The 21,943-nt window shown below is 44.2% G+C and carries 21 protein-coding genes, 1 tRNA gene and 3 pseudogenes; 12 read left to right on the top strand and 13 right to left on the bottom strand.

What is annotated here, in order from left to right:
* Positions 1-349: 349 nt before the first annotated feature.
* Together CYLST_RS01935 and psbD are read right to left on the bottom strand one after the other, a co-directional pair.
* On the bottom strand, positions 350-631 hold the full coding sequence (locus CYLST_RS01935; protein ID WP_015206018.1) for a 4a-hydroxytetrahydrobiopterin dehydratase: 282 nt from the start codon (positions 629-631) through the stop codon (positions 350-352).
* A 539-nt stretch (positions 632-1,170) separates the two neighbouring features.
* Positions 1,171-2,229, bottom strand: a complete 1,059-nt coding sequence (psbD, locus tag CYLST_RS01930) for a photosystem II D2 protein (photosystem q(a) protein) (protein ID WP_015206017.1) — start codon at positions 2,227-2,229, stop codon at positions 1,171-1,173.
* Positions 2,230-2,632: 403 nt separating this feature from the next.
* Between psbD and CYLST_RS01925 the strand changes: the two genes are divergently transcribed.
* The 8 genes and pseudogenes from CYLST_RS01925 (at position 2,633) to CYLST_RS01890 (ending at position 8,410) form a co-directional block, all read left to right on the top strand.
* On the top strand, positions 2,633-2,905 hold the full coding sequence (locus CYLST_RS01925; RefSeq protein WP_015206016.1) for a UPF0367 protein family: 273 nt from the start codon (positions 2,633-2,635) through the stop codon (positions 2,903-2,905).
* A gap of 13 nt (positions 2,906-2,918) precedes the next feature.
* Positions 2,919-3,590 (top strand): ABC transporter ATP-binding protein, encoded by a 672-nt coding sequence (locus CYLST_RS01920; protein ID WP_015206015.1) that lies wholly within the window; start codon positions 2,919-2,921, stop codon positions 3,588-3,590.
* A gap of 472 nt (positions 3,591-4,062) precedes the next feature.
* Entirely contained in the window at positions 4,063-4,614 is a 552-nt protein-coding gene (locus tag CYLST_RS01915) for an NYN domain-containing protein (protein ID WP_015206014.1), read from the top strand.
* A gap of 155 nt (positions 4,615-4,769) precedes the next feature.
* Positions 4,770-4,841, top strand: a tRNA-Asn gene (locus CYLST_RS01910).
* A 100-nt stretch (positions 4,842-4,941) separates the two neighbouring features.
* Positions 4,942-5,750 (top strand): annotated as a pseudogene (locus tag CYLST_RS01905) (aminotransferase class V-fold PLP-dependent enzyme).
* Positions 5,751-5,968: 218 nt separating this feature from the next.
* Positions 5,969-6,307, top strand: coding sequence for a hypothetical protein (locus CYLST_RS01900; protein WP_015206013.1), 339 nt, complete (start codon positions 5,969-5,971; stop codon positions 6,305-6,307).
* 585 nt (positions 6,308-6,892) lie between these two features.
* Complete coding sequence (locus CYLST_RS01895) at positions 6,893-7,963, top strand: ATP-binding protein (protein WP_015206011.1); 1,071 nt, start codon at positions 6,893-6,895, stop codon at positions 7,961-7,963.
* 210 nt (positions 7,964-8,173) lie between these two features.
* On the top strand, positions 8,174-8,410 hold the full coding sequence (locus CYLST_RS01890) for a hypothetical protein (RefSeq protein ID WP_015206010.1): 237 nt from the start codon (positions 8,174-8,176) through the stop codon (positions 8,408-8,410).
* Positions 8,411-8,528: 118 nt separating this feature from the next.
* Here CYLST_RS01890 and CYLST_RS01885 read toward each other — a convergent pair whose 3' ends face one another.
* On the bottom strand, positions 8,529-9,371 hold the full coding sequence (locus CYLST_RS01885) for a M56 family metallopeptidase (protein WP_015206009.1): 843 nt from the start codon (positions 9,369-9,371) through the stop codon (positions 8,529-8,531).
* Positions 9,371-9,790 (bottom strand): BlaI/MecI/CopY family transcriptional regulator, encoded by a 420-nt coding sequence (locus CYLST_RS01880; protein WP_015206008.1) that lies wholly within the window; start codon positions 9,788-9,790, stop codon positions 9,371-9,373. The genes CYLST_RS01885 and CYLST_RS01880 overlap by 1 nt, the downstream gene beginning before the upstream one ends.
* 291 nt (positions 9,791-10,081) lie before the next feature.
* On the opposite strand from CYLST_RS01880, the gene CYLST_RS01875 reads away from it, so the two are divergent.
* Positions 10,082-10,822 carry a 2-phosphosulfolactate phosphatase family protein gene (locus CYLST_RS01875; protein ID WP_015206007.1) on the top strand — a complete coding sequence of 247 codons (741 nt, stop codon included), beginning with the start codon at positions 10,082-10,084 and terminating at the stop codon, positions 10,820-10,822.
* Positions 10,823-10,912: 90 nt separating this feature from the next.
* Here CYLST_RS01875 and CYLST_RS01870 read toward each other — a convergent pair whose 3' ends face one another.
* From CYLST_RS01870 to CYLST_RS01835, 7 genes and pseudogenes are all read right to left on the bottom strand, one after another.
* Positions 10,913-12,697: a M61 family metallopeptidase gene (locus CYLST_RS01870; RefSeq protein WP_015206006.1), complete on the bottom strand. Its 1,785-nt coding sequence runs from the start codon at positions 12,695-12,697 to the stop codon at positions 10,913-10,915.
* A gap of 116 nt (positions 12,698-12,813) precedes the next feature.
* A complete protein-coding gene (locus CYLST_RS01865) occupies positions 12,814-13,497 on the bottom strand; it encodes a Crp/Fnr family transcriptional regulator (protein ID WP_015206005.1) in 684 nt (227 codons plus the stop codon).
* A gap of 203 nt (positions 13,498-13,700) precedes the next feature.
* Positions 13,701-14,246 (bottom strand): annotated as a pseudogene (locus CYLST_RS36645) (pilus assembly protein PilB); the annotation flags it as partial.
* A 1,000-nt stretch (positions 14,247-15,246) separates the two neighbouring features.
* Positions 15,247-16,422, bottom strand: coding sequence for a HetZ-related protein 2 (locus tag CYLST_RS01855; protein ID WP_041232917.1), 1,176 nt, complete (start codon positions 16,420-16,422; stop codon positions 15,247-15,249).
* 490 nt (positions 16,423-16,912) lie between these two features.
* Entirely contained in the window at positions 16,913-17,263 is a 351-nt protein-coding gene (locus CYLST_RS01845; protein WP_015206002.1) for a carbon dioxide-concentrating mechanism protein CcmK, read from the bottom strand.
* A 92-nt stretch (positions 17,264-17,355) separates the two neighbouring features.
* Entirely contained in the window at positions 17,356-17,667 is a 312-nt protein-coding gene (locus CYLST_RS01840) for a carbon dioxide-concentrating mechanism protein CcmK (RefSeq protein ID WP_015206001.1), read from the bottom strand.
* Positions 17,668-17,869: 202 nt separating this feature from the next.
* Positions 17,870-18,073, bottom strand: coding sequence for a hypothetical protein (locus CYLST_RS01835; RefSeq protein WP_015206000.1), 204 nt, complete (start codon positions 18,071-18,073; stop codon positions 17,870-17,872).
* 35 nt (positions 18,074-18,108) lie between these two features.
* Between CYLST_RS01835 and CYLST_RS01830 the strand changes: the two genes are divergently transcribed.
* Positions 18,109-18,996 (top strand): alpha/beta fold hydrolase, encoded by an 888-nt coding sequence (locus CYLST_RS01830; protein WP_015205999.1) that lies wholly within the window; start codon positions 18,109-18,111, stop codon positions 18,994-18,996.
* 3 nt (positions 18,997-18,999) lie between these two features.
* Here the strand turns inward: CYLST_RS01830 and CYLST_RS01825 are convergent, their stop codons facing one another.
* The gene (locus CYLST_RS01825; protein WP_015205998.1) at positions 19,000-19,554 is read right to left on the bottom strand and encodes a hypothetical protein; all 555 of its coding nucleotides are present in this window, start codon (positions 19,552-19,554) and stop codon (positions 19,000-19,002) included.
* A gap of 350 nt (positions 19,555-19,904) precedes the next feature.
* Here CYLST_RS01825 and CYLST_RS36640 point away from each other — a divergent pair, with 350 nt between their 5' ends.
* Both CYLST_RS36640 and CYLST_RS01820 read left to right on the top strand, forming a co-directional pair.
* Positions 19,905-20,204 carry a hypothetical protein gene (locus CYLST_RS36640; RefSeq protein ID WP_425389065.1) on the top strand — a complete coding sequence of 100 codons (300 nt, stop codon included), beginning with the start codon at positions 19,905-19,907 and terminating at the stop codon, positions 20,202-20,204.
* Positions 20,183-20,713, top strand: a pseudogene (locus tag CYLST_RS01820) (cytochrome P450); the annotation flags it as partial. The gene CYLST_RS36640 and the pseudogene CYLST_RS01820, both read left to right, overlap by 22 nt.
* Positions 20,714-20,758: 45 nt before the next feature.
* Here CYLST_RS01820 and CYLST_RS01815 read toward each other — a convergent pair.
* Positions 20,759-21,904: a SpoIID/LytB domain-containing protein gene (locus CYLST_RS01815; protein ID WP_015205997.1), complete on the bottom strand. Its 1,146-nt coding sequence runs from the start codon at positions 21,902-21,904 to the stop codon at positions 20,759-20,761.
* Between the last annotated feature and the right edge of the window lie 39 nt (positions 21,905-21,943).

Here is a 21,943-nt window from a genome sequence, read left to right as displayed (position 1 = left end):
GAAATGCGACATCTTTGTTGGCACCTGTGGATGAGGTTTAGCTGCCACCACTACAATTTTAGTTTTTGCCAAGCTAATAACTGATTAACTAATCGTTAAAAATCTATGTAATTAACTTATGCAAAAACACACCTTCATAGCTTATCATTATAGCCCATCTAATTCAGATGATCAAGATAAAAGCGATAATTCTGCTTAACTCTCACATATATCTGCTTAACTCTCACATATATAAGCCAAATATATGATCAGCATAATCCGAGTACGGAGTAGGGCGTATATCCACTACTCCCTACTCACTTAAAGTCTTGAACGCCAATAGGCTAAGAAACTATTGACCAAAAGTCCCTTAGTTGATCTGAGAAATTACCTCTGCTAGATTAAAGTCATTCTGCGTCAACCCACCGGCATCATGTGTTGTCAGTGTAATTTTCACTTTGTTATAAGAAATCTCTATATCTGGATGATGTCCAACCGACTCAGAAGGTTCCACTAACTTATTGACAAACTCAATTGCTTGGACAAAATCTTTAAATTTACGGGTGGTCTGCAATTTTGACCCCTCAACTGTCCAACCTGACAGAAGGCTGGCTTTTGATTGAATTTCTGCTTGTGTAAGTGGTTGCGCCATCTCAAAAAATCCCTATTTATCAAAATTCACCAGGAAAACCCTTCCCTCAATCGTAGCGGAGCGGAGATAGGGCGGGGATGAAAGGTGGATCTCAATAAATCAAAAGTCACCTATAAAAAACTATCCGCTCTGATTCAGATCAGGTGATCTAAATTAGAGCGGTCTAGCGGGTCTTCAGGTTGTAACCAGACTGCCGGAAGGAACTCCGAGCTTGCCTAGCTACTTGAGCTAACTTAGTATCTCAGGATAACTAAGGCTAACTTTTAGAGAACAGCCCCGGCACACAGCCGGCTAACTACAACCTGATGACCCATGCATTTACTACTTTCTATCATGGGCATCACCTCCTTGTTGCCTAAGTGGTCTTAATTTCAAAAGGGCAGAGCGTTTTGCTCTGGGTTTGTAACCTTGAATTACTATAACACAAGAAATTAATTATAGAGATTAATCTAAATCTAAAAAAAGAAAAACCCCCACCAACAGGTGGAGGATGACTGAACAGAATGATGAATGCTAAATGGGGATTAATTTAGCGTGATTTAGAGAGCGTTACCGCGAGGTAATACTTCCTCAGGGAATACAAATTGTTCGTGGGGTTGATCTTGAGGAGCCATCCAAGCGCGGATACCCTCGTTCAGCAAAATGTTTTTGGTATAGAAAGTTTCAAACTCTGGGTCTTCGGCTGCCCGCAATTCTTGGGAGACGAAGTCATAAGCCCGCAGGTTGAGTGCCAAGCCGACGATACCGATGGCGCTCATCCACAAGCCTGTTACTGGCACAAACAACATGAAGAAGTGCAACCAGCGCTTGTTAGAGAAAGCAATGCCGAAAATCTGTGACCAGAAACGGTTTGCTGTCACCATTGAGTAGGTTTCTTCCGATTGGGTCGGATTGAAGGCGCGGAAGGTGTTAGAACCTTCACCATCTTCAAACAAGGTATTTTCGACTGTGGCTCCGTGAATGGCGCACAATAGCGCTCCACCCAGGATACCCGCTACTCCCATCATGTGGAAGGGGTTGAGGGTCCAGTTGTGGAAGCCTTGTAGGAATAGGAGGAAGCGGAAAATAGCAGCAACGCCAAAGCTGGGTGCGAAGAACCAGCTGGATTGTCCCAAGGGGTAAATCAAGAAGACGCTGACGAATACGGCGATGGGGCCAGAGAAGGCGAGGGCGTTGTAAGGACGAATCCCTACTAGGCGGGCGATTTCAAATTGCCGCAACATGAAGCCGATTAAACCGAAGGCTCCGTGGAGGGCGACGAATGGCCACAATCCACCTAATTGAATCCAACGGGTGAAGTCGCCTTGAGCTTCTGGTCCCCAGAGCAACAGTAGGGAGTGTCCCATGCTGTCGGCAGGGGTGGATACTGCTACTGTCAGGAAGTTAGCTCCTTCTAAGTAGGAGGAGGCTAATCCGTGGGTGTACCAAGAGGTAACGAAGGTTGTACCTGTTAGCCAACCGCCTAGTGCTAGGAAGGCGCAGGGGAACAGTAGTATCCCTGACCAACCTACGAATACGAAGCGATCGCGCTTTAACCAGTCGTCTAGAGCGTCAAACCACCCTCTAGAACTGGGGGCGCGTCCTACTGCAATGGTCATTAGAGGAATCTCCAAATGTTTATAAGTACAGATTTTATCTGTGTACAGATGGCTATGTAACAGCCGTCTATAAACAGAAAGTTAACCGGGTTATGAATCCAGTTTACAATTTTTTACCATCTTTAATCATATTAAGTGCAAATCTCTAATTTTTCTAGGGGAATTTTGATAAAAATTAATCTTTGATGTAGTGCAAATGCCTCCAGCAGTCCTCACGATGGCGCAAGAGTAGGGAAAAAGGGGAAAACAGACGCAAAATTCGACACTCATAATTCAAAATAACCGAGATGTAGGGATCAGCAATAATTTCCCAATCCCCAATCCCCAATCCCCAATCCCCAGTCCCAGGAATCAGTCAGCTAACGCTAGAATGAGTCCTACAGTGAAATGTGATTAATGCTAAATGTTTACCATCGACTTAAGCATCAAAAATACTGCTTTCCCGATATCAGTGCAACGTAAGACCGCTGAGGATGCCGAGGCTGTCTATCAGTTGCTTTTGGCAGCAATGCGCTCTGGCAACCCTGATATTGTAGAACTCAAGTGCGAGGGCAAGACAGAGAAAAAAATTGCTGTTCGTGCTAGTGAAATTTCGGGTGTACAGATTGTTCAGAAAGATGGTGTAACCGTTGGTGGTGGCAGACCACCAGGCTTTTTCGCCCTAGCTGCTGAATAAAGAAGGTACGCAAATGGCGGCAGTAGGTATCGAGGTTAAGGATTTAAACTTCATTTGGCCTAATGGAGAGCAAGTGATCAAATCTTGTTCTCTAGAAGTCCCCAAGGGTGAATTTTGGATGCTTTTGGGTACAAATGGCAGTGGTAAATCAACGTTACTGAGACTGCTGGCGGGGTTATTAGTTCCCGCATCCGGCGAAATTGGGGTTTTGCCTCCTGTTGGCTTTGTGTTTCAAAATCCTGATCATCAACTGGTGATGCCAACGGTTGGTGCTGATGTGGCTTTTGGATTGGTGGCAGAAAAATTGCCTCCAGCTGCGGTGAGAGCTAGGGTTGAGGAAGCCCTAGGGGCGGTAAATTTGCTGGCCTTGCAACGACGCCCTATTTATGCTCTCTCTGGGGGACAAAAACAGCGAGTAGCAATTGCTGGTGCGATCGCCCGTCACTGTGAAGTCTTATTATTAGATGAACCCACTGCTTTACTAGATCCAGATAGCCAACTGGACTTAGTATCTGGTGTCCGCAGCCTTGTCAAAAGTCGGCGAATTACAGCTTTGTGGGTGACTCATCGCCTAGACGAGTTAAATTACTGTGACGGCGCTTTTTTACTAGAAAAAGGCTCACTAGTGGATTCGGGTGAAGCCCAACGCCTCAAACAACGTCTGATGGAGGTTGAGAAACAGTAGCCAAAAAGCTAACTGGACACAAAAAAACCTCCTGATAGGGATTTTTGCCTCAGTTATCTGTCTCAAGCTAAATAATCAGGAACTATACACCAGATGCCAGAAACTTGCTTGTTTCATAGGCGTCTGGTGATTTAGTATGTAATTTTTGGTAGGGTTCGGGTTTCTTGGTGTCATGCCAATTTGGGATAGATAGTACTTTTTTATATTGAGCGAAACGTAGTATAGACAAGTATTTGGTGAGATTATTCCCTTGGCTGAGAATGACTTCTAAAAATTAATTACCCAATTACAAAGAACTACGGCGAGATTTTTTTAAAGGCTTGCTACAATTTGCTGCTTCTACCTTTGGGTCTACTTTTGCGCTCTATCCGCATATTTTGTCCTCTGTAACATAGAGTTACAGGCAATGCTTCAATTACTATAAAACTTATGAATGAATTTTGCTAACTCTAGATAATTGTGATTAAAAACCATGTCCCGTTCTTCACTCCAAGCCGTCCTGCTTGTGGACGGCTACAACATAATAGGCGCTTGGCCTTGCCTGAAAAAAACTCGTGATAGCGCTGGACTAGAGGCCGCACGTGGGGAATTGGTCGAAACGATGACGAGTTATAGCTCATTTCAAGGTTATGAAACTCAAATTGTTTTTGACGCCCAATATCAAAACTCCTCTAGTAACAAAGAAACTATCACAGATCTTTTATCAGTTTATTACACCGATTTCGGGCAGACCGCAGATACCTACATTGAAAAATCCTGTGCGTCTTTCCGCTATCAAGTAGCTCAATCTTTGATTTCTCGCGTGATTGTTGCCACATCAGATCGAGCACAGCAGCTGATGGTACAGGGTTATGGGGCTGAATGGTTATCGGCACAACAACTCTGTGGTGAAGTGGAAGCCACTGTTTGTCGAATGCGGCACAAGTATCAAACACGTAGAAAATCTCAAAGCAGATTTTTAGCCAATGCTATCGATGCTCAAGCGCGACAGCGTCTGGCCGAGTTGCGAATGGGATTAAAGTAAATTGCAGTATATGGAAATCTCTGCTTTAGCCTCTAGAGCGGGTTTTGGCTGGCGAACAGTTTAGTTTTAAGCCGCTACAAAAAATCAGGCAAAATTTTTGGCTAAGGTACTTGCCAAATTCTATTTTTAGCCCTATGATTGTGAAACGTGAGTAATCCTCAGTAGCTCAGTGGTAGAGCGATCGACTGTTAATCGATTGGTCGCTGGTTCGAATCCGGCCTGGGGAGTTTAAAAAAAGGCGGAAAATAAAGAATGAAGGATGAGAAAACAGATTTCACACTTCAAGCTTTAGATTTCTAGCAATTATGGTCACTTGACCCAGATGTGATGTTTCTCAATCACGGGTCATACGGTGCTTGCCCTAAAATAGTGCTGGCAGTTCAACAACGCCTGCGTTATCAGATGGAATCGGAACCCCTATGCTTTTTTGGCAGAGAGTGGGAACCATTGCTAGATGATGCTAGGCAAAAACTGGCGGCGTTTGTTGGCTGTAATATCCAGGAGTTGGTATTTGTTCCTAACGCGACGACTGGCGTTAATTCTGTGTTAAGGTCACTCAGATTTTCGCCAGAAGACGAAATTCTGACAACTAACCACGAGTACAATGCTTGTCGGAATGCCCTGGATTTTATCGCTAGTCGCACTGGTGCGCGGGTAGTGGGTGCAAACTCCCCACGCACTGATAAGAGTCGCTTTCAGTTGGAATTTGACTGGATGGGTACTAATGATCCTACCAATTATATATGTGTACCATTGGCGATCGCACGGAGTGCCCGCCAGAGGCGATCGCATTTTTGGGTTCATTATTACCTGGTGGGTGGACAGAATTGATGCAGCGCAATCATCAGCTAGCATTGGAGGGAAGACAGCTACTTTGTGCAGCGCTAGGAGTTTTGCCACCTTGTCCAGCAGAGATGATTGGTTCAATGGCGGTTGTGCCAATGCCTGAGGAGTTGGAAAATTATAATTTTATGTTTCTGCACGATGAATTATTTGATCGGTTTGGCATTCAAGTGCAGGTGATTCCCTGGCAAGAATCACCCCGGCTACTGGTGCGGATATCGGCACAAATTTATAATCAGCGCCAGCAGTATGAGTATTTGGCAAAGGCGCTGAAGGAATTGCAAAATTGCTGAGTTTGGCTTTTGCTGACTATTGAAATTTCAAGAAATGTATTGCATATAATATAGGTAGAAAAAATATCGACTTTTGGGAAAACATCTGCAAAGTCGGCGAAACAGTAATTAAGGCAATAGTCCCAAGAAGTCACAGTTAATGCTAGTAAATTTGGCTTTTTGAGCAGCAATTGTTTTTGATTAATAACAGGTGTTTGCCCTGTTCATAGAGGGTTAACATGAAAGTAAATTTAAATATTATCATCTCCGGCTTGGCTATAGCGACAACGGTCTTACTGTCGGTGTTGTTGATGAATACACCAGTTGCTGCTAATGAGATTCAGCAAGTAGTCAATGGCGGAATTTACCCAAGAGAGCCTAATTTTTTCAGTCGGGGAAGGGAACAGTTTGACAGAGAAATTCAACTTCTACTCGACAGAAATGATGCTGCTGCTGATACTCTGCTGAAAGTCAGTCCTGAAGTGCAGCGGTTACAAGAACGGCTAGCACCACGGGAAAAACCTGCTAATTCGCAGGAATTACTCAAACCAAGCCAGCATTCGGAACCCCACCGTTAGCACCTTCACGAAACAGCGGGGAGGGGGATTTCTTTTTGGGTGCAATATTACCTCTTTCCAAACCTCTCTGCGTGTCGGAGAGAGGCTTTGAATCTTGCTCCCCTTAAGAGTAATAAAAGCTTTTCCTTTCCCCTCCCCACCCCCCAAGTTCCCCCCTTTCAGGGGGGAGTCCATATGTTCCCTCCCCTTGCATGGGAGGGGTAGGGAGAGGTGGGGAGGGTTAGGGAGAGGTTGTTGGGGTTGGGGGTTAGGTCTGTATTAGACTCAAATGAGAACCGCTATATAGGACTTTTTCTTTGGGGTGCAATACACTTTGACCTCTCTCCAAACCTCTCTCCACCTCTCCAAACCTCTCCTTTCAGGAGAGGCTCAGTTGTTGTCCCCCCTGTAGGGGGGACTTTAGGGGGGGTGGAGAGAGGCTTTGAAAATTACTTCTATATTGCAAATGTTCTTTGCTAGAAATTATCTCTTTTAAAAGAAAAATCATATCAGTAACAACTGTCCAAGCTGGAGGTTGTCTAGGGAGTTTTTGGGTTTAGTATTGTAAGTGCTAATGCTTAAATTTATGTAATTATTTTTTAGATAATGACTAATGGTTCCCTTTCCTCTAACCCGTTTGTGGCTGGGGGGACGATTAAAGATTTCCGGCTGTTTGTAGGGCGTGAGGATGAACTACAAGCGATCGCATCTCGGATGATTGGTGTACAGCCGACAAGTATCAATATTGTTGGTGATCAGCGGATTGGTAAGTCTTCGTTGCTGTATCACTTTTGGCTAACTTGGCAACAGCGAGTGCAAGACTCTAGGCGTTTTGCGGTGATTTACCTGTCCCTACGGGATGGGGATTGTCAAACAGAGATGGGTTTCTATGAGGCGGTAGCGCAAGGTTTATCGAATTCTGTTTCTGGATGGCAAAACAGGCTGAATCATGCCTTGAAGGGTAAATCGCTGAATCGCCAAGGATTTTCAGATGCGATCAAGCAATGGAAACAGCAGGGAAAGCTACCTGTTCTTTGCTTGGATGATTTTGAAAGCCTTTTGAAACATCCCCAGGAATTTGATAATGGATTTTATGACAATTTGCGATCGCTAATGGATGATAACGCCTTAATGCTAGTGATAACTTCCCGCAAAAAGCTGGATGTTTACGGTAGTGAGCATCGTTTTGTCTCTGGGTTCTTCAACATTGGACACTCTATTGATTTGCAGGAACTCACTACAGATGAGGCTATCAAACTGGTGCGTTTGTCAAGTGGCTCAATTAATAGCCTACCTGTTTTGAGCATAGATGAGCAGAATCACGCCCAGCAGTGGGGAAAACGACATCCTTATCAGTTGCAATTGGCTGGCTTCTATTTAGTGGAAGCACGTCAACAAAACAAGTCTGTCAAATGGGCAAAAGAGCATTTTGACAAACAGCTTGCTAACTTTCAGTCTAATTCAAAAAAACAGCGATCGCGTTGGTTGCGTTGGGTAGTTAGGGATATGCCGGTGCGTTTGGGTAGTTTCACCAAATTTATTGGCGCAAGTGTGGGTGAAGTGACTAATTGGGTTATGGGAATCGGAATTTTGCTGTTGGTGATTTTAGTCTTTGCCGGTGTGCTGCACTGGAATGATGTTCGGGATTTTGTGATTGAAAAGCTGGGGATAAAGTAGCGACACAGAACCTCACCCTGGTTTTGCTACGCAAAATCTGTCCCTCTCCTTGTGAAGGAGAGGGATGTTATTTCTTTCCCTTAGCTTGCGAAAAAGAGGGATGTCATGTTTTTCCCTCTCCTTGTGAAGGAGAGGGATGTCCGTCAGGACAGGGTGAGGTTTTTCAAGACTTTTGGGTAATCGGATAACTTGTGTGTACACCCTAGGCTAGTGATTATTCCCCAAGTGCTGGAAAGGGGAGATCAATATTTTCGGGAGTTATGGAAAAGTTTAGCAGTGAGCGATCGCAATTTCCTAAAACGTTTAATTTACGGCGAAACTCCCACCCAGCAAGATAAAGGTGTTGTGAAAAGACTGGTGCGAAAGGAAATTTTAAATCCAGAAGCTAATGCTTTTCAAGTTCCTTTGGTGCAAAAGTTTGTAGAACTGTTGCTAGAAGAAGAATGATATAAAAAGACCTAACCCCCAACCCCCTTCCCTACAAGGGAATGGGGCTAATTACCCTCATCTCATAGGGGAGACTTTGGCTTCAGCCAAAGGCGGGGAGAGGTTCTTGTTGAATAATTTAAGCGTGGAAAATTACGGTTATTAAAGGGAGGAAGGCTAAAAGAAAGTTATGCCAGGAAAGCATTTGAGGTTCTGGGGTGGGTTCTGGTGGGGTTAATAAAGCTTCTATTCTCTGCTCTAAACGGTCGCCTATACTGGAAGAACCCAAAGCGGCACAGCAGACTTCTGATGATACAGGGCTGTTTGTGACTACCAATAGCAGCGATTCTGCTAGCACCAAGGGGTCTACTTGGGATGCAGCATAACTATCAGCCCGGAGTTCTCGCAAAGCTAAAAGTTCTTCCCACAAAGGCTCTGTATTTGGCAACCAGGCGGTGCAGGAACGCACACAACCCAGCCAAAAAAACCAGAATGTATCCCTGTAATGGTAATGCCCTTGCTCATGGGCTAAGACGCTTTCTAAATGGGTAGGTGAGAGAGTTTGCAGCAATCCCTGGCTAATGACTAATTCAGGTTGCCAAAAACCCATTTGTCCAGCGAACAAAGCCCCTGTTTGTAATAACCGGACTTGTTTACCAGCCAGATGCACTTGGGGACAGTCGCGGGCGGATTTTACAGATTTCCATCCCTGAAAACCCAGTTTGATACACAAAACGGCAGAAAATGCTAGACAAATTAAAGCTAATACATAGCTGAAGGAGTCTGTATACATCCCGCCCATTTTCCCTTGGGTGCCCATGCAGACTACGGCGTTGGCTGTCATGAAAATTAACAAGGGGGGGAAGAGAAATAAAAATAGCGATCGCCGCCATCGCAGATTCCAACTACCAAGATCTGCGTTCCCAGAAGTTCTCAACCACCAGGCAACTGTCACAGCAATTAAAATCATCATCAGATGCATCATTGTTCCTCCCTCGCTTGGCGTGCGGCTTGAATCCGTTTAGCGATCGCTTCTATTTGCTCACTGGCCGCTTCATCCAGACTATCAGCGAATGCTGCCACTACGTCAGGATTCCCCACCGCTAAAAATCGCTGCAACTGCTCGTGTGCTTTAATCATCTGTGCCTGTTGCTCTGTCAGTAATGGCCGCCAATAGAAAGCCTTTCCCTGTTTGTCGCAGGCTAGCCAACCTTTCTCGGTAAGCCGACGCAGAACGGTAGTAACAGAAGTATAAGCTAATTCGCGGTTGGGATCAGCCAAAATGCGATCGTGTACATCTTTGACTGTAGCTGAACCAAGTTCCCAAATAAGACTTAAAATTTCTGCTTCCAAAGGACCTACAGACAGTTGTTTTGGGCGGTAATCGGGTAAAGGTGCCATATTGATTTGAGATGTGGGATTGGAGATGAGTGCAATGTAGATGAAGATTTCGGTTTTTATTGGACAGGACTAGCCTCTGGGGGCGGAATTCTGCCAGAAAATCTATTCTCTGTTCTCAGGTTACAAGATAGAGCAGTACGTCTGAAAGTCTCTAATCTATGAAAGCAGGCTTTTTTAGGATTTCTTCATTTATCCGAAGTTATACCAATCATCAATAAATACGACTGTAGTTAGTGCCCCTAACTCGGTAAAATATTACGGCAGTAGTATTAGAGCAGGTGTATCCAGCGCGTGAAGCTATTTATATACCACACTCCGGAATTGACGCCAACTGATCAAGCACCAGAATGCGCGATCGCCGTCGATGTCTTGCGGGCCACTAGCACAATGGCAACGGTTTTAGCGGCTGGAGGCGAGGCTGTGCAAGTCTTCAGCGATTTAGATCAACTCGTCGAAGTGAGCGAAAAATGGCCCCCGGAAAAAAGATTACGAGCTGGAGAACGCGGCGGTGCGAAAGTTGCCGGCTTTGAGTTGGGTAATTCTCCCCTCGACTGCACACCAGAACTAGTGCAGGGGCGGCGCTTGTTTATCAGCACCACCAATGGCACCCGGGCCTTACAACGAATACAAGAGGCGCCCATTGTCCTAGCAGCAGCCTTGATTAACCGGGCAGCGGTGGTGAAATTTCTTTTAGAAAAACAACCAGAGACGGTGTGGATTGTCGGTTCTGGCTGGGAAGGCAGCTTTTCTCTAGAGGATACAGTTTGTGCTGGTGCGATCGCTCACAGTATCTGGAAAGAATCTCACGCCTCTTTAGAGGATTTGACTGGTAATGATGAAGTTGCGAGTGCGATCGCTCTTTATTCTCAGTGGCAAAATGACTTATTAGGATTATTTCACCAAGCTAGTCACGGTAAGCGATTGCTGCGCCTGGAATGTCTAGATGATCTCAAGTATTGTTCCCAAACCGATATTTTGGATATTTTGCCGATTCAGCACGAACCAGGTGTTTTAAAAAGTCAGAGTAAATAACCAAAAAATTCTGGTTTCTGGTTATACTTGCCCCCTTCTAGGCAGCAGTCTCGAAAGGGGTAAACTTTATAGAGTAAAAGATTTTACTCTTTACCTAAGACTTGCCAGCGGGACACCTAACCAGCCTGCAAAATTCTCCATCTGTTTGGGCGAAGGATTTTCAACAGGTTTTACCTGATACTTGGTGGGACGTGGTGCAGCAAGGGTGACAGAATAGGTATGCAGTTCGTCTTGGTGGAAGATTGTAACTTGGATCATGTCGTTTGGTTGGTAATCCTTCAAGCGTTCGCTCAATTGACTCGCCCCAACCTTAATCCCATCAATTGCTAACAACTCATCCCCAGCATCAATTCCCGCTGTTTGTGCAGGTGAATCCGTTTCCACAAACTTAATCATCTCCCGCCCATTTTCTGTATTTGTCTTCACACCCAAGTAAGGTTGTTCTTCCTCTTCCCCCACCAACTGCAATCCAAAAGGTTCTAGATACTGATCAAAGGGCAATTCTTCAGTACTGTCCAGGTAGCGGTTAAAGAAATCTGCTAAATCCCTTCCCGCAACAGATTCAATTACAGCCTGCAACTGTTCTGGAGTATAGCCAATTTCCCCTTGTCCAAATTGCTGCCACATTTTCAGCATCACATCATCAAGCGATCGCTGATTGCGATGATGAGACCGAATCAGTAAATCCAGCAACAATGACACCATTTCCCCCTTTAAATAGTAGGAGATTTGGGAATTACCGCTATTAGCATCTGGGCGATAAAGTTTAATCCAAGCGTCAAAACTCGACTCAGAGAGGGGTTGGACTTTGCGCCCTGGTGTCGTTTCATATCTAGTAATTTCCTTGCCCAAATGATGCAAATACGCCTTAGCATCATAAATTCCCGCACGCATTGGAATTAACAAGTCATAGTAACTCGTAGTTCCCTCACAGAACCACAGGGATGGTGTATAGTTTTCCTGGTCGTAATCAAAAACTTCTAGGGCGATTGGGCGGATTCGCTTCACATTCCACAAGTGAAAAAACTCGTGCGCTACTAACTGCAAAAAGCGATCGTACTTATCCTGAGTGCGAAACCCAAAACGCTGGTAAATTAACGAACAGCAGTTTTTATGCTCCAACCCGCCAAAAGCTTGGCTAAATAAATGTAGCAGAAACACATATCGTTGATATGGCAAACCGCCAAACATCTGCGCTTCCACTTCGATAATTTTCTGGAAATCCGCAATCATCCGCTGCGGTTGGAAATTTCCCTGTCCCCAGATTGCCAATTCATGGGGTTTGCCCAATACCTCAAAGTGATATAACTGGTGGCAACCAATCTCGAACGGACTATCCACAAGAGTATCAAAATCCGTAGCCAAGAAAGTATTAGCTTCCTCAGCAACTTGTGGTAAACCAGTAGTTACCTGCCATTCTGGGCGCGGTGGTGCAATAGTAACGCGAATTGGTAGCCCCTCCCAACCCGGTATTCTCACAAACAGTGCCGCACCATTAAAATAGCCGTGGGTAGCATCCAAGTGATTTGTACGTACCGAAAGCTCATTCGCAAAAATGCGATAACTTACGCTTAATTCTGAAACACCTATTTTCTCTATCTGCCAGTGATTTTTACTAAGTTTCCGCCAAGCCAAAGGTTTATCTCCCGCAAAAGCGGCAAAATCTTGTAAGTTCTTAGCGTATTCTCGCACTAGGTAAGAACCTGGTGTCCACACTGGCAGTTTCAAATCGAGAATCGGCAACGGGTAGTGAGCAAGGTGTAAAGTCACCTCAAACAGATGGGTTTCTGGTTGAGGCATTGTCACTAGGTAATGAATCGTCGGCTCAGTTTTCTGAACTTGGGTGTTGGAGCGAGGTGCTGTTACTTCAGTCATCTTAAGTTATGAGTCCTGATTTATTAGTCAATAGTTAATAGTCAATAGTCAATAGTCAATAGTCAATTGTTGAATAACTGTGGACTATTGACATAATACTCAGCACTCAACACTGATTAGACTTTGCCAGCTAGATGCATCAACTGTTTGAAATTGACTAGATAAATGATGTTGTTAGCACTGTTAATTTTGATCCATCCTTTTTCATGAAGCTTTTCCATGATTTTGGCGGTTTCTTCAATGCTGATTTCTGTCACTTCTGCTAAATCTTTGTAGGGAATATTAAAAATTTCCCTGCCTTCGGCTGATTCATGACCATAGCTGTCGCTCAAACTAACTAGGGTATGGGCGAGTTTGACCGCTGGTGGTGAAGACCGCATTTGCAAGCGCAGGTTAATTTGCCGCAATCGCCGCACCATCAGTTGGAGCATCCGGTGATGTAACTGAGGGTCTTTAAACAAGATTTGGATAAAACGCTCTCTGGAAACACTCAGCAATTTCACTGGTGAAAGGGCAATGACATCAGTTGAGCGGGGAGATTCATCCAAAACCGCCATTTCGCCAAAAAAATCTCCCTGACCTAAAATCGCCAGTGCAACAGAATCATCCCCGTTGGTACGCCGGACTTTCACCCAACCAGAAACTAAGAAGTAAACTGCATTACCCCAAGCATCTTCCATCACAACAGCTCGTCCAGACGGGTATTCGTGTTCAATTGCCACGTTGAGCAGCCATTCCAAAGTTTGTGGACTGGCTGTACTCATCAAAGGGAAAATATCACTAAAAACCTCAATTTGCATGAAATATTTGCAGGAAATGAATTCTAGAGCCGAAAACTAAGTTTACTAGTATAAGTTTTTTTAACCGTAATCTTTCGCTAAATTAGGTAGCAAAGTTTGCACGTATTTAACTGGAACCTTTAAAGTTGTTCAGTCCATGCTTCAATTACAACATAACAAATTATCTATTGGGATTGAAAACAGCAGTTTCACGGAGAGAACTGTTACTTGCTGTTTTCTGGTGACTGACTATGGGATGCGAGTATTTTGACCTGTTGGTCTAATTTTTCCACTAGTTGATTTAGGGTAGTTAAAGCTTCTAATTGCTGTGAGTTAAGGGGAGAATGAAGCAAAAGCCGCTCTTGCAGTTCATGCAACATGAAGCTCAGTTGCTTAGTAATTCCTAAGGTATCACGGCTCAGATGCATCAACTGTTGTTGTTGATAGAACTTTAATGCTGCTCCTCGCAACACTTGTAGTGTGGCCTCTTCGCCATACATTCCCGGCATCACTCGCAACCTTAATAACAAACGGTTTTGTTGATACAGGCACTCCTTTTCTACCTGTTTTGGTTCTGCCATTGTGGTAACAGGTAGGGACGTAAACCGCTTTAATTCATTCAGCACCCCTTGGAACACGGAGAGGGGCAGTTTGTCTAATACAGACTGCAAGACTCCATTGTCACTCCAGAGTATCCTGCCTTCGTAAGGTTGTCTTTCTAAATACAGCCGACCAATTCCCCCAGCCAAAACTCGTCCTAGTAATTCTTCCAGTAATTTTTTGGGTGGTAGTGTAGCCAGTAACTCGATCGGACTGAATAGTTCGGGAACTTGTACTGGCAAAATAGGTAAGTTTTGTTGCAGTGCTTCCTGGGAACTATTCTCTTGATCTGGGTTTAGGGGGGTCAAGAGGTTGTTAGTTTTAGACGCGCTATCTAGATCTGGGATCGGGGGCAAATCTACCCGCTGCCAAAGATTTTGACTACTTTCCGTTGGCAGATCAAGCTGTGTCGGTTGGTAATTAGGTTCAGAGTAGTCAGTTGTAGGGGCAATAGGGTTTTCGGCAATTCTGGCAGCACTTCTTTGTGAGAGCAACTCCTTTATTGGCTGATACTCTGGTTCGGCACCTGGTGGGAATGTATTTTTGTAGTTGAGGTAGGCTGATAATATGGTGCGGTGAGTGTCGGCTGTGATTGGCTCGGTTACCATTGTGAAATTGATATAAGACAAAATGCGACCAACGTATTCTAGGGCAGCGGTGTCTTGTGGATGAACTATACCTAACAACAGGTTGTTATCTTCTAATCCAAAGGGCAAAATTTGGTGATAGAGGCAAGCTTCAAAAGACAAGAGACTATCAATCAGCTGGAATATCTGCTCGTGATCACCCCCTTGCTGCCACTTAGTTTGGGTAGTGGTTAGCGTTTGCTGCCCAGTCGCTGCGGTATCAGTTTGTTTACCCTCTGAAGACAACATAGGTTTGATTTGTTAGTGTTTCTTTATATCACTATTTTGCCTCTAAGTTAGTGGGCGGCAAGTCAGGATACTTTGTTATGGTAATAAAAGTTTAATTATCTACAATAAATAGAAAATTAGTTTAGGATTGTAGATTGCGTGCCAATCCTAAATCTAAAATCAAACTAAAATTAAAAGCGGCCAGCTTGGCGACGATCACCCAAAGTTATTTTAGTTTACTACCAGCAGCGTCCTCAATGGAAAGCCCTTGCTAGACTGGGGAGTTATTTACTATCAGGGGAATATTTGATTTTAGTTAATCCTGAGTTCTTAAAGCTTGGGCTGCGAGATAGATTTTAGTCCATTCACCGAGCACCTGATGGGTTTTAAGTTTTAACTGTTGGGCTGTTGCTTCTATTGAGTTGCCTGCTCTCCGCAAATCTAGAATCTGCCGCTCCACAGGAGTCAATTGTTGATCAAGTTGCTGCCATTTGTTTTGTGTTAGCCCTAAGTTATGTTCTTGTAAGGAAATTGAGAGCCAGTTATCCACAAGTTTTGGTTTACTTTTGAGAGCAAAGACGCGCACCGCGTGGTAGCTAATTTTTTCTCGCAGCCGATATACTTCCTTAATGGGCTTATTTAGTTTCTTGGCAATCTCTTCCTGGGTTTTCCCTTGCAGATACAGTCGTAGCCACTCCACTGCCTCTTGCCCCAGATTTTGGCGTAAATAATTTGACAATTGCTGATGTACTGCCTGACGCAGGGCCTGTTGCTCTTCTAGTTGTCGTGCCTCTTGATATTCTGCGATCGCCTGACTATCGACTAAGTTAATCCTATTATCACTATCTTCTGTGAGAACTTCTTCGGAAACTAGCCTAATCAAATCACTGGCAGGCACTTGAGTTAAGCCACCACGCTGAGTGCGGCGCAGGTAGTTGACAAAGCGGTAAACCAGTAGGGGTTGATTGCGTACTGGCCGCAAACAATACTCTTCTATGCTGGCAAACAACATAGTATCTTGCAATCGTCTATCACTGGCAAATTCTGCAATACAAGCCATTTGTTGCTGCATATAGTGATCACTTTGCAGTAATTCTTGGAGTACTTCTTGCAGTACATCCATGACACTGCGCTGGCGATCGCGACTGAGAGAAACCCAAGTCTGAATTTTATTGCGTAATGTTACTAAACTCCCCAACCGAAGTATCAGGTTACGATAAGCGCGTTCTCGTCCTATTCCCAGATAGCGCTGGTGTAAAATCCGCCAGCGATATTCCATTGCTTGCTTGGCAATCTCCAGTTCTTTAGGATTGAGCAAATCAAACCGGTTTAAATCTACTCCCAAAAGCCAGAGAATAATACTTTCTCTGGCTGCCTCACTTTGTTCTGGACATTCCGCAGCCAGCCGAAGCCGCCAATGTTGCGCCAGGTTTGCCGCATGCTTTGCCATAGTGAGATTGCGCTCCTCGAAACTCTGTTTTAAAGTTGGCATCACAACCCCCGTTCCCGTCCCACTTAACTTATTAGCTGGCAGTTGTCCCTGATTTGACAATTTTCATCAAGACATTTCTGTGTTCCTTCTTTTATTACGTCTTGATTCACTAAACTTATGCAGAAATTGTGACTTTAATATTTTTACTTGCGTTCTCCAAGTACTGGAAATCGCACTCTATCAGGCATTTTCCTTGAATTAGAAGAATTTTAATTTTTATGAAGTTCTATTTAAAGATCTGAGAAAACCAATCTATCAAGATTAGATAAATATACACCCCAACTAGACAGGGGTTTGGCAAAGCTAACTTGAATGGGACAATTTCCCACCTCGCAAGAGCAAAGCTTATCGGGAGGGAAAATGCCTTCAGCATTAAACCGAGTGCAGCGAGTCTTTTTTGGTAAACCCTTGATGCGGTCATTTATGACTTTGAATCTTTTTTGCTCAAAGTCTTGGTCTAGTCTTGTAGTCGTGGCGACTCTTGATCACCCTATCTTCCATTTCCAGATCTGACGATGGGGTTTTCTACAGAATCTCGGTATTGTTGAACTTCTTCTGTGTAGGAAATTGGCAAAACGGCTTCGACGTTTTCATGGGGACGAGGAATAATTACCCATGATTCCAAAGTGCCACCATAAACCTTTTCTACAGCGTCGACACCAGCAGCCATAGCAGCCTTAACTTCAGATACATCCCCACGGATATTAATTGTAAAGCGGGCGCTACCTACTCTGATATAACCAACTAGGGTAACTCGACCGGCTTTAACCATAGCATCTGCTGCTGCTAGCACAGCAGGAAAACCTTTAGTTTCTAATGATCCAACAGCCTGTAGTGACATTAACAATCTCCTGTATGAATAAACCTAAGTACTAAATGCTACAAGTTATTTTTACGACGAAGCTTCGTTACAAATTTTGATGGCGAATTTGCCTAGAAGATTCGGAAAGGTTCTGATTTTGAGGTGAAGTGGATTGGTAGAATTGTTTCCACATTTTCCGGGGGATTGGGAACAATGTAGTGGGTGATTACCTGACCACCATGAACTTCTTCTCCAGCAGCGATGCCAGCTGTAACTGCTGTTTGGACTTCAGCAACCTGTCCCCTTACGGCGACTATTAGGCGAGCACCTTCGGCTATGCCGTAGTACACAATGGTAACGCTGGCAGACTTGACCATTGCATCTGCTGCGGCTAACACAGCAGGAAAACCTAAAGTTTCAATTACGCCAACCGCTATGGGCATGGCTTTATTCTCCCGATACAGAGATAAGTGATATTAATTGTACGAGGCTTTGGTTCCATTGTTGAAGCGTGGGAAAATTTTCTGTAACGCTGGATTCCTGCTCACATCCGATGGCGTAACCGCTCCTCGGAGGCGATATCGCCTCTCCTCTGCGTGAAAAAATTAAAATTACAGTAGTTTGTCACTTAGTGAGGTGCATAAATTACACCCCTACACCTCTGTTATCTGACAATAGCCAACTGAATATGCTACCAGTCAAAACGGCATAAATTGGCGAAAAACTAATTATAAATATGCCCAGACCGACTAATCCACCAATGTTGTATCCTTGGATAAACACAAACATGGCTGCCAAGAGCATAATCAAGGCATTTAAGGGAAAACTCAAGAACCGATTTGCTGCCATAAAAACTTCAATTTCTTATTTGTAAACTAAGACTTATGTTTCCAAGGTTTTTACCTGCCGCTGTTGGGCAATTAACAGAACCAGCCTCGGTTAGTTTAGCTCAGAGTATTGAAAGTCAAGCGATCGCTACTTCCCTAACTACTGAATCGATCACCACAACCTATATACACCAGGGAAGTGGCGTAACACCTATATTATTAATTCACGGTTTCGACAGTTCTGTTTTAGAATTTCGCAGGCTGATACCACTGCTGGGGGAAGATAATGAAACTTGGGCAGTGGATTTATTGGGTTTTGGCTTTACAGAAAGACTTCCAGGAATTGCCTATAGCTCAAATGCTATTAAAACCCATCTTTATTATTTTTGGAAAACCCTAATTAACCAACCAGTTATTTTGGTGGGTGCTTCAATGGGGGGTGCAACAGCGATTGATTTCACTCTCACTTACCCGTCCGTGGTGCAAAAGCTTGTGTTAATTGACAGTGCGGGTTTGAAGGGTGGTTCACCGTTAAGCAAATTAATGTTTCCGCCGTTGGATTCTTTCGCAACTGGAATTTTGCGTAATCCCAAAATTCGCGATCGTATTTCCCGCACCGCTTACAAAAATCCTAGCCTGGTTTCTCTCGATGCTTTATATTGCGGAGCATTACACCTACAAATGCCCAATTGGGGTCAAGCATTGATTGCTTTTACCAAAAGTGGTGGTTACGGTGCTTTTAGACTTGACCAACTCGCACGAATTAAGCAACCAACGTTAATTTTGTGGGGCGATGCCGATAAGATTTTGGGTACTGGGGATGCCCAGAAGTTTCAAAAGGCAATTCCCCAGAGTAAACTTATTTGGATTCAAGAATCTGGTCACGTTCCTCACCTAGAACAACCACAAATCACCGCCCAACATATTTTAGAATTTCGGAGTTAAATTCTAATCATACAACCAAGTATTGTCAGCGAAATTTTCATTACTTCCTGTGGGTCTCTCTTGTAGCCTTTCAGTTGATCTGTGGGATTTTCTGTAGCTAAGAGAATTGTAAGCTTCCTTAATCGGTTCCTTTACCAGTGCATTAACTGGTTCTTTTGCTTGTTTTAAATTATTAATTTCTTCAATCAACTGGGAATTAGCTTCCGCTAGTTGTAAAGCTGTTTTTTTAGTTTCGTCAAGCTCTTTTGCTAACCGTTCTCCTGATGATTCTTGTTCTGACAAAGCTGATTTTAAATTACTAATTTGCTGCTGGAAAGAAGCTTCTTTTTTCTGAGCTTGTGCCAAATTATCACGCAACTCTTCGACCGTTGCTTCTAAATCCATCTTAGTTGGGCTTGTGCGCTTTGTAGCAGTTGTATCTGCTGTTGGTTCTGAGGCATCTGGGGAAGCATTTTCTGCCACTACCTCAGCAGTAATTTCAATCGCAGATTCACCTTCGAGGGGTGTAAATTTTTGCATTTCTTTTTGTAGTAAGTCGGCGAGACGTTTTTTAATCATTATTTCCTCCGATCACACTGTTTTAGTTAGCAGTACCCGATGGGGAATGCCTACAGGGATAACGGCTTCCCTGACTGTCTCCAAGAAGACAGCTAAAAGTTGCGGATCGGTTTCTTGGGCTAGATCAAATTCTATTACTTGCTGATTGCGCCAAAACCACCAACTGGCAAAATCTGGAATATCTGCATCAATCAGAATTATTTTTTTCCCTCGTAAAGTTTACAGCCAGATTGACTGCGGTAGTCGTCTTACGAACGATGCTGCCATATTTATAAATATACAGCTTTGCGTGGCCCCCAAGTGCAGAAAAATCGCCACAATAAAGATTCACCAGCCATCAATTTCCATAAATGTCTATGACAGCGAGGAAAAGTTTACCGGATGGGCCAAAAATGCCGCGCTTTTTGCGGATGGTCAAGTTTATTGGTCAGCCAGTAAAATATGTGGAGGATTTCGCCAAAATATATGGTGATAGCTTCACTATCTGGGGTCGAGGGGATACCCATCTTGTGTACTTCAGCCAACCGGAAGCCCTAGAGCAGATTTTTACTGCTGATTCCAGCCATTTTGAGGCTGGTAGGGGAAATAGGGGCTTAAGATTTTTACTGGGCGATCGCTCTTTAATGGTGAAAAATTGCTCTGGGAACTAGAAACTTTAGGAGTCAATCCAGAGCCGAGTGACATTGCTAAATTGCCCTATTTAACAGCATTTTGCCAAGAGACCCTGCGAATATACCCAATTGCGATCGCTACTTTTGTGCGGATTGTCAAAACCCCAATTGAAATCATGGGTTACAAACTGCCAGAGAATACGGTAATCATCCCTAGTATTTATTTAGCCCACCATCGCGAAGAAGTCTACCCCCAATCTCAGCAATTTAAACCAGAACGCTTTTTAGAAAGGCAATTTTCTCCTTATGAATATTTACCTTTTGGTGGCGGTAGTCGTCGCTGTATTGGTATGGCTTTTGCACAGTATGAAATGAAAATTGCTTTCTTCACTATTCTGTCGCGGTTTCAATTATCGCTGGTAAACAAGCGTCCTGTGGTGCATCCTGTGCGCCGTGGTTTAACTCTCGCCGCACCAGCAGGAATGCAGATGGTTTCCACGCCATGCATACACGCAAGTACTGTGCGGACAGTTGCCAAAATGTTATAGGCAATTGACACTCCCCGGTTTAAAGACACGGGGGTGTTAGGCTGGCTACTTAGCCTGAATAGGTGTTAAAGCTACGCCTTGGTAATAATGCCCTAAAATTTGCAAATAGTTCGCTCCTCGTTTAGCCAAACTGTAAGCCCCCCACTGACTCATACCTACAGCATGACCATAGCCTGAACCTTGCAAGACAAAGCTACCATTTGCCCCTTTGCTGACGCTAAAACGTGTACTTTTAAGTCTGAGGGCAGTCCGCACTTCTTCGCCTTGTAACACTTTTGTGCCCCTGTCACCGATAATTTTTAACATTTTCACGCTGCGGAAAGGCGAGAAGGACTCTGGAGTCATACTTTTTACATTGCCTACACCAGAAATTCTGGCGCTAATTTCCCTAGGGGTGAAGGTTTTTACCCAATTGCACTCGCTGATATTTTGATCGTAGTCTTGCACAGCACGCAGGTAAGGCTCCTTGCTTGTCCAAACATCTTCAACGTTTTCGGTGTGTCCGCCAGAACAAGCATGAAAGACCGAGAGAATAATTTTGTTGTTATAAGTTAGTACCTTTCCTGCTGTGGCGTCCACGGGGTTATAAGTGTTACGAGATTCACTAATTACACCTTTGTAAATTTGCCAGCGATCCGGGCTATCGCCTACATCATAAACGGGATTATTGCGCTGTCTCTCCCGTTCGTAGAGGGCGTAGGTACGGGCGGCGATCGCTTGGGCTTTCAGGGCTTCTTGGGGCCAGCTAGTATTCATTTCGCCACCGATAACGCTGTAGAGATATTCTTCTAAATCAACCCAATTAACAGCGGTTAAGCCTTTTTCTGTGGGTACAACAAGAGTTCTACCCCGATACCAGCGATCGCCAATATAAACGAATCCCTTACCTGTCGGCTCAATCCAAAATAAACCAGACCGCCACCGATCCAAAGCTACTCCACCAGGAATCGCTTGGGCAGAAAACGCACTCATCGCCGGTAATTGTCCGAGAGTACGACCAGCACTATCTTTGACCATTGCAGTCGTGGAAGCGCCGATTTTTACCTGATTTACACCCCTCTCAATTGCCACACGCAGAATTACGGATGCTTGAGCAGGAGCAACCAAAGCCATCCAGAAAAAGATACCTATCCACCAATGACGTCCTTTAATCTGGGAAAGTAAAGCGCCTAAGAACAGTTGGAATTTCATGCTGATCGTCTAATCTCGTTACTATCTGATTTGACGCTC

Source organism: Cylindrospermum stagnale PCC 7417, assembly GCF_000317535.1.
GTDB classification, from domain to species: domain Bacteria; phylum Cyanobacteriota; class Cyanobacteriia; order Cyanobacteriales; family Nostocaceae; genus Cylindrospermum; species Cylindrospermum stagnale.
The sequence above is the reverse complement of the archived record's forward strand: the minus strand, read 5'-3'. Positions and strand labels throughout refer to the sequence as shown.

Coding starts and splice junctions, on each gene's coding strand:
- CYLST_RS01865 (WP_015206005.1), bottom strand. CDS start 13,497: ATGCAAATTGAGGTTTTTAGTGATATTTTCCCTTTGATGAGTACAGCC.
- CYLST_RS01870 (WP_015206006.1), bottom strand. CDS start 12,697: ATGACTGAAGTAACAGCACCTCGCTCCAACACCCAAGTTCAGAAAACT.
- CYLST_RS01835 (WP_015206000.1), bottom strand. CDS start 18,073: ATGGCAGCAAATCGGTTCTTGAGTTTTCCCTTAAATGCCTTGATTATG.
- CYLST_RS01920 (WP_015206015.1), top strand. CDS start 2,919: ATGGCGGCAGTAGGTATCGAGGTTAAGGATTTAAACTTCATTTGGCCT.
- CYLST_RS01880 (WP_015206008.1), bottom strand. CDS start 9,790: ATGGCACCTTTACCCGATTACCGCCCAAAACAACTGTCTGTAGGTCCT.
- CYLST_RS01895 (WP_015206011.1), top strand. CDS start 6,893: ATGACTAATGGTTCCCTTTCCTCTAACCCGTTTGTGGCTGGGGGGACG.
- CYLST_RS01935 (WP_015206018.1), bottom strand. CDS start 631: ATGGCGCAACCACTTACACAAGCAGAAATTCAATCAAAAGCCAGCCTT.
- CYLST_RS01855 (WP_041232917.1), bottom strand. CDS start 16,422: ATGCCAACTTTAAAACAGAGTTTCGAGGAGCGCAATCTCACTATGGCA.
- CYLST_RS01900 (WP_015206013.1), top strand. CDS start 5,969: ATGAAAGTAAATTTAAATATTATCATCTCCGGCTTGGCTATAGCGACA.
- CYLST_RS01915 (WP_015206014.1), top strand. CDS start 4,063: ATGTCCCGTTCTTCACTCCAAGCCGTCCTGCTTGTGGACGGCTACAAC.
- psbD (WP_015206017.1), bottom strand. CDS start 2,229: ATGACCATTGCAGTAGGACGCGCCCCCAGTTCTAGAGGGTGGTTTGAC.
- CYLST_RS01845 (WP_015206002.1), bottom strand. CDS start 17,263: ATGTCACTACAGGCTGTTGGATCATTAGAAACTAAAGGTTTTCCTGCT.
- CYLST_RS01885 (WP_015206009.1), bottom strand. CDS start 9,371: ATGCATCTGATGATGATTTTAATTGCTGTGACAGTTGCCTGGTGGTTG.
- CYLST_RS01825 (WP_015205998.1), bottom strand. CDS start 19,554: ATGATTAAAAAACGTCTCGCCGACTTACTACAAAAAGAAATGCAAAAA.
- CYLST_RS01830 (WP_015205999.1), top strand. CDS start 18,109: ATGTTTCCAAGGTTTTTACCTGCCGCTGTTGGGCAATTAACAGAACCA.
- CYLST_RS01925 (WP_015206016.1), top strand. CDS start 2,633: ATGTTTACCATCGACTTAAGCATCAAAAATACTGCTTTCCCGATATCA.
- CYLST_RS01815 (WP_015205997.1), bottom strand. CDS start 21,904: ATGAAATTCCAACTGTTCTTAGGCGCTTTACTTTCCCAGATTAAAGGA.
- CYLST_RS36640 (WP_425389065.1), top strand. CDS start 19,905: ATGTCTATGACAGCGAGGAAAAGTTTACCGGATGGGCCAAAAATGCCG.
- CYLST_RS01840 (WP_015206001.1), bottom strand. CDS start 17,667: ATGCCCATAGCGGTTGGCGTAATTGAAACTTTAGGTTTTCCTGCTGTG.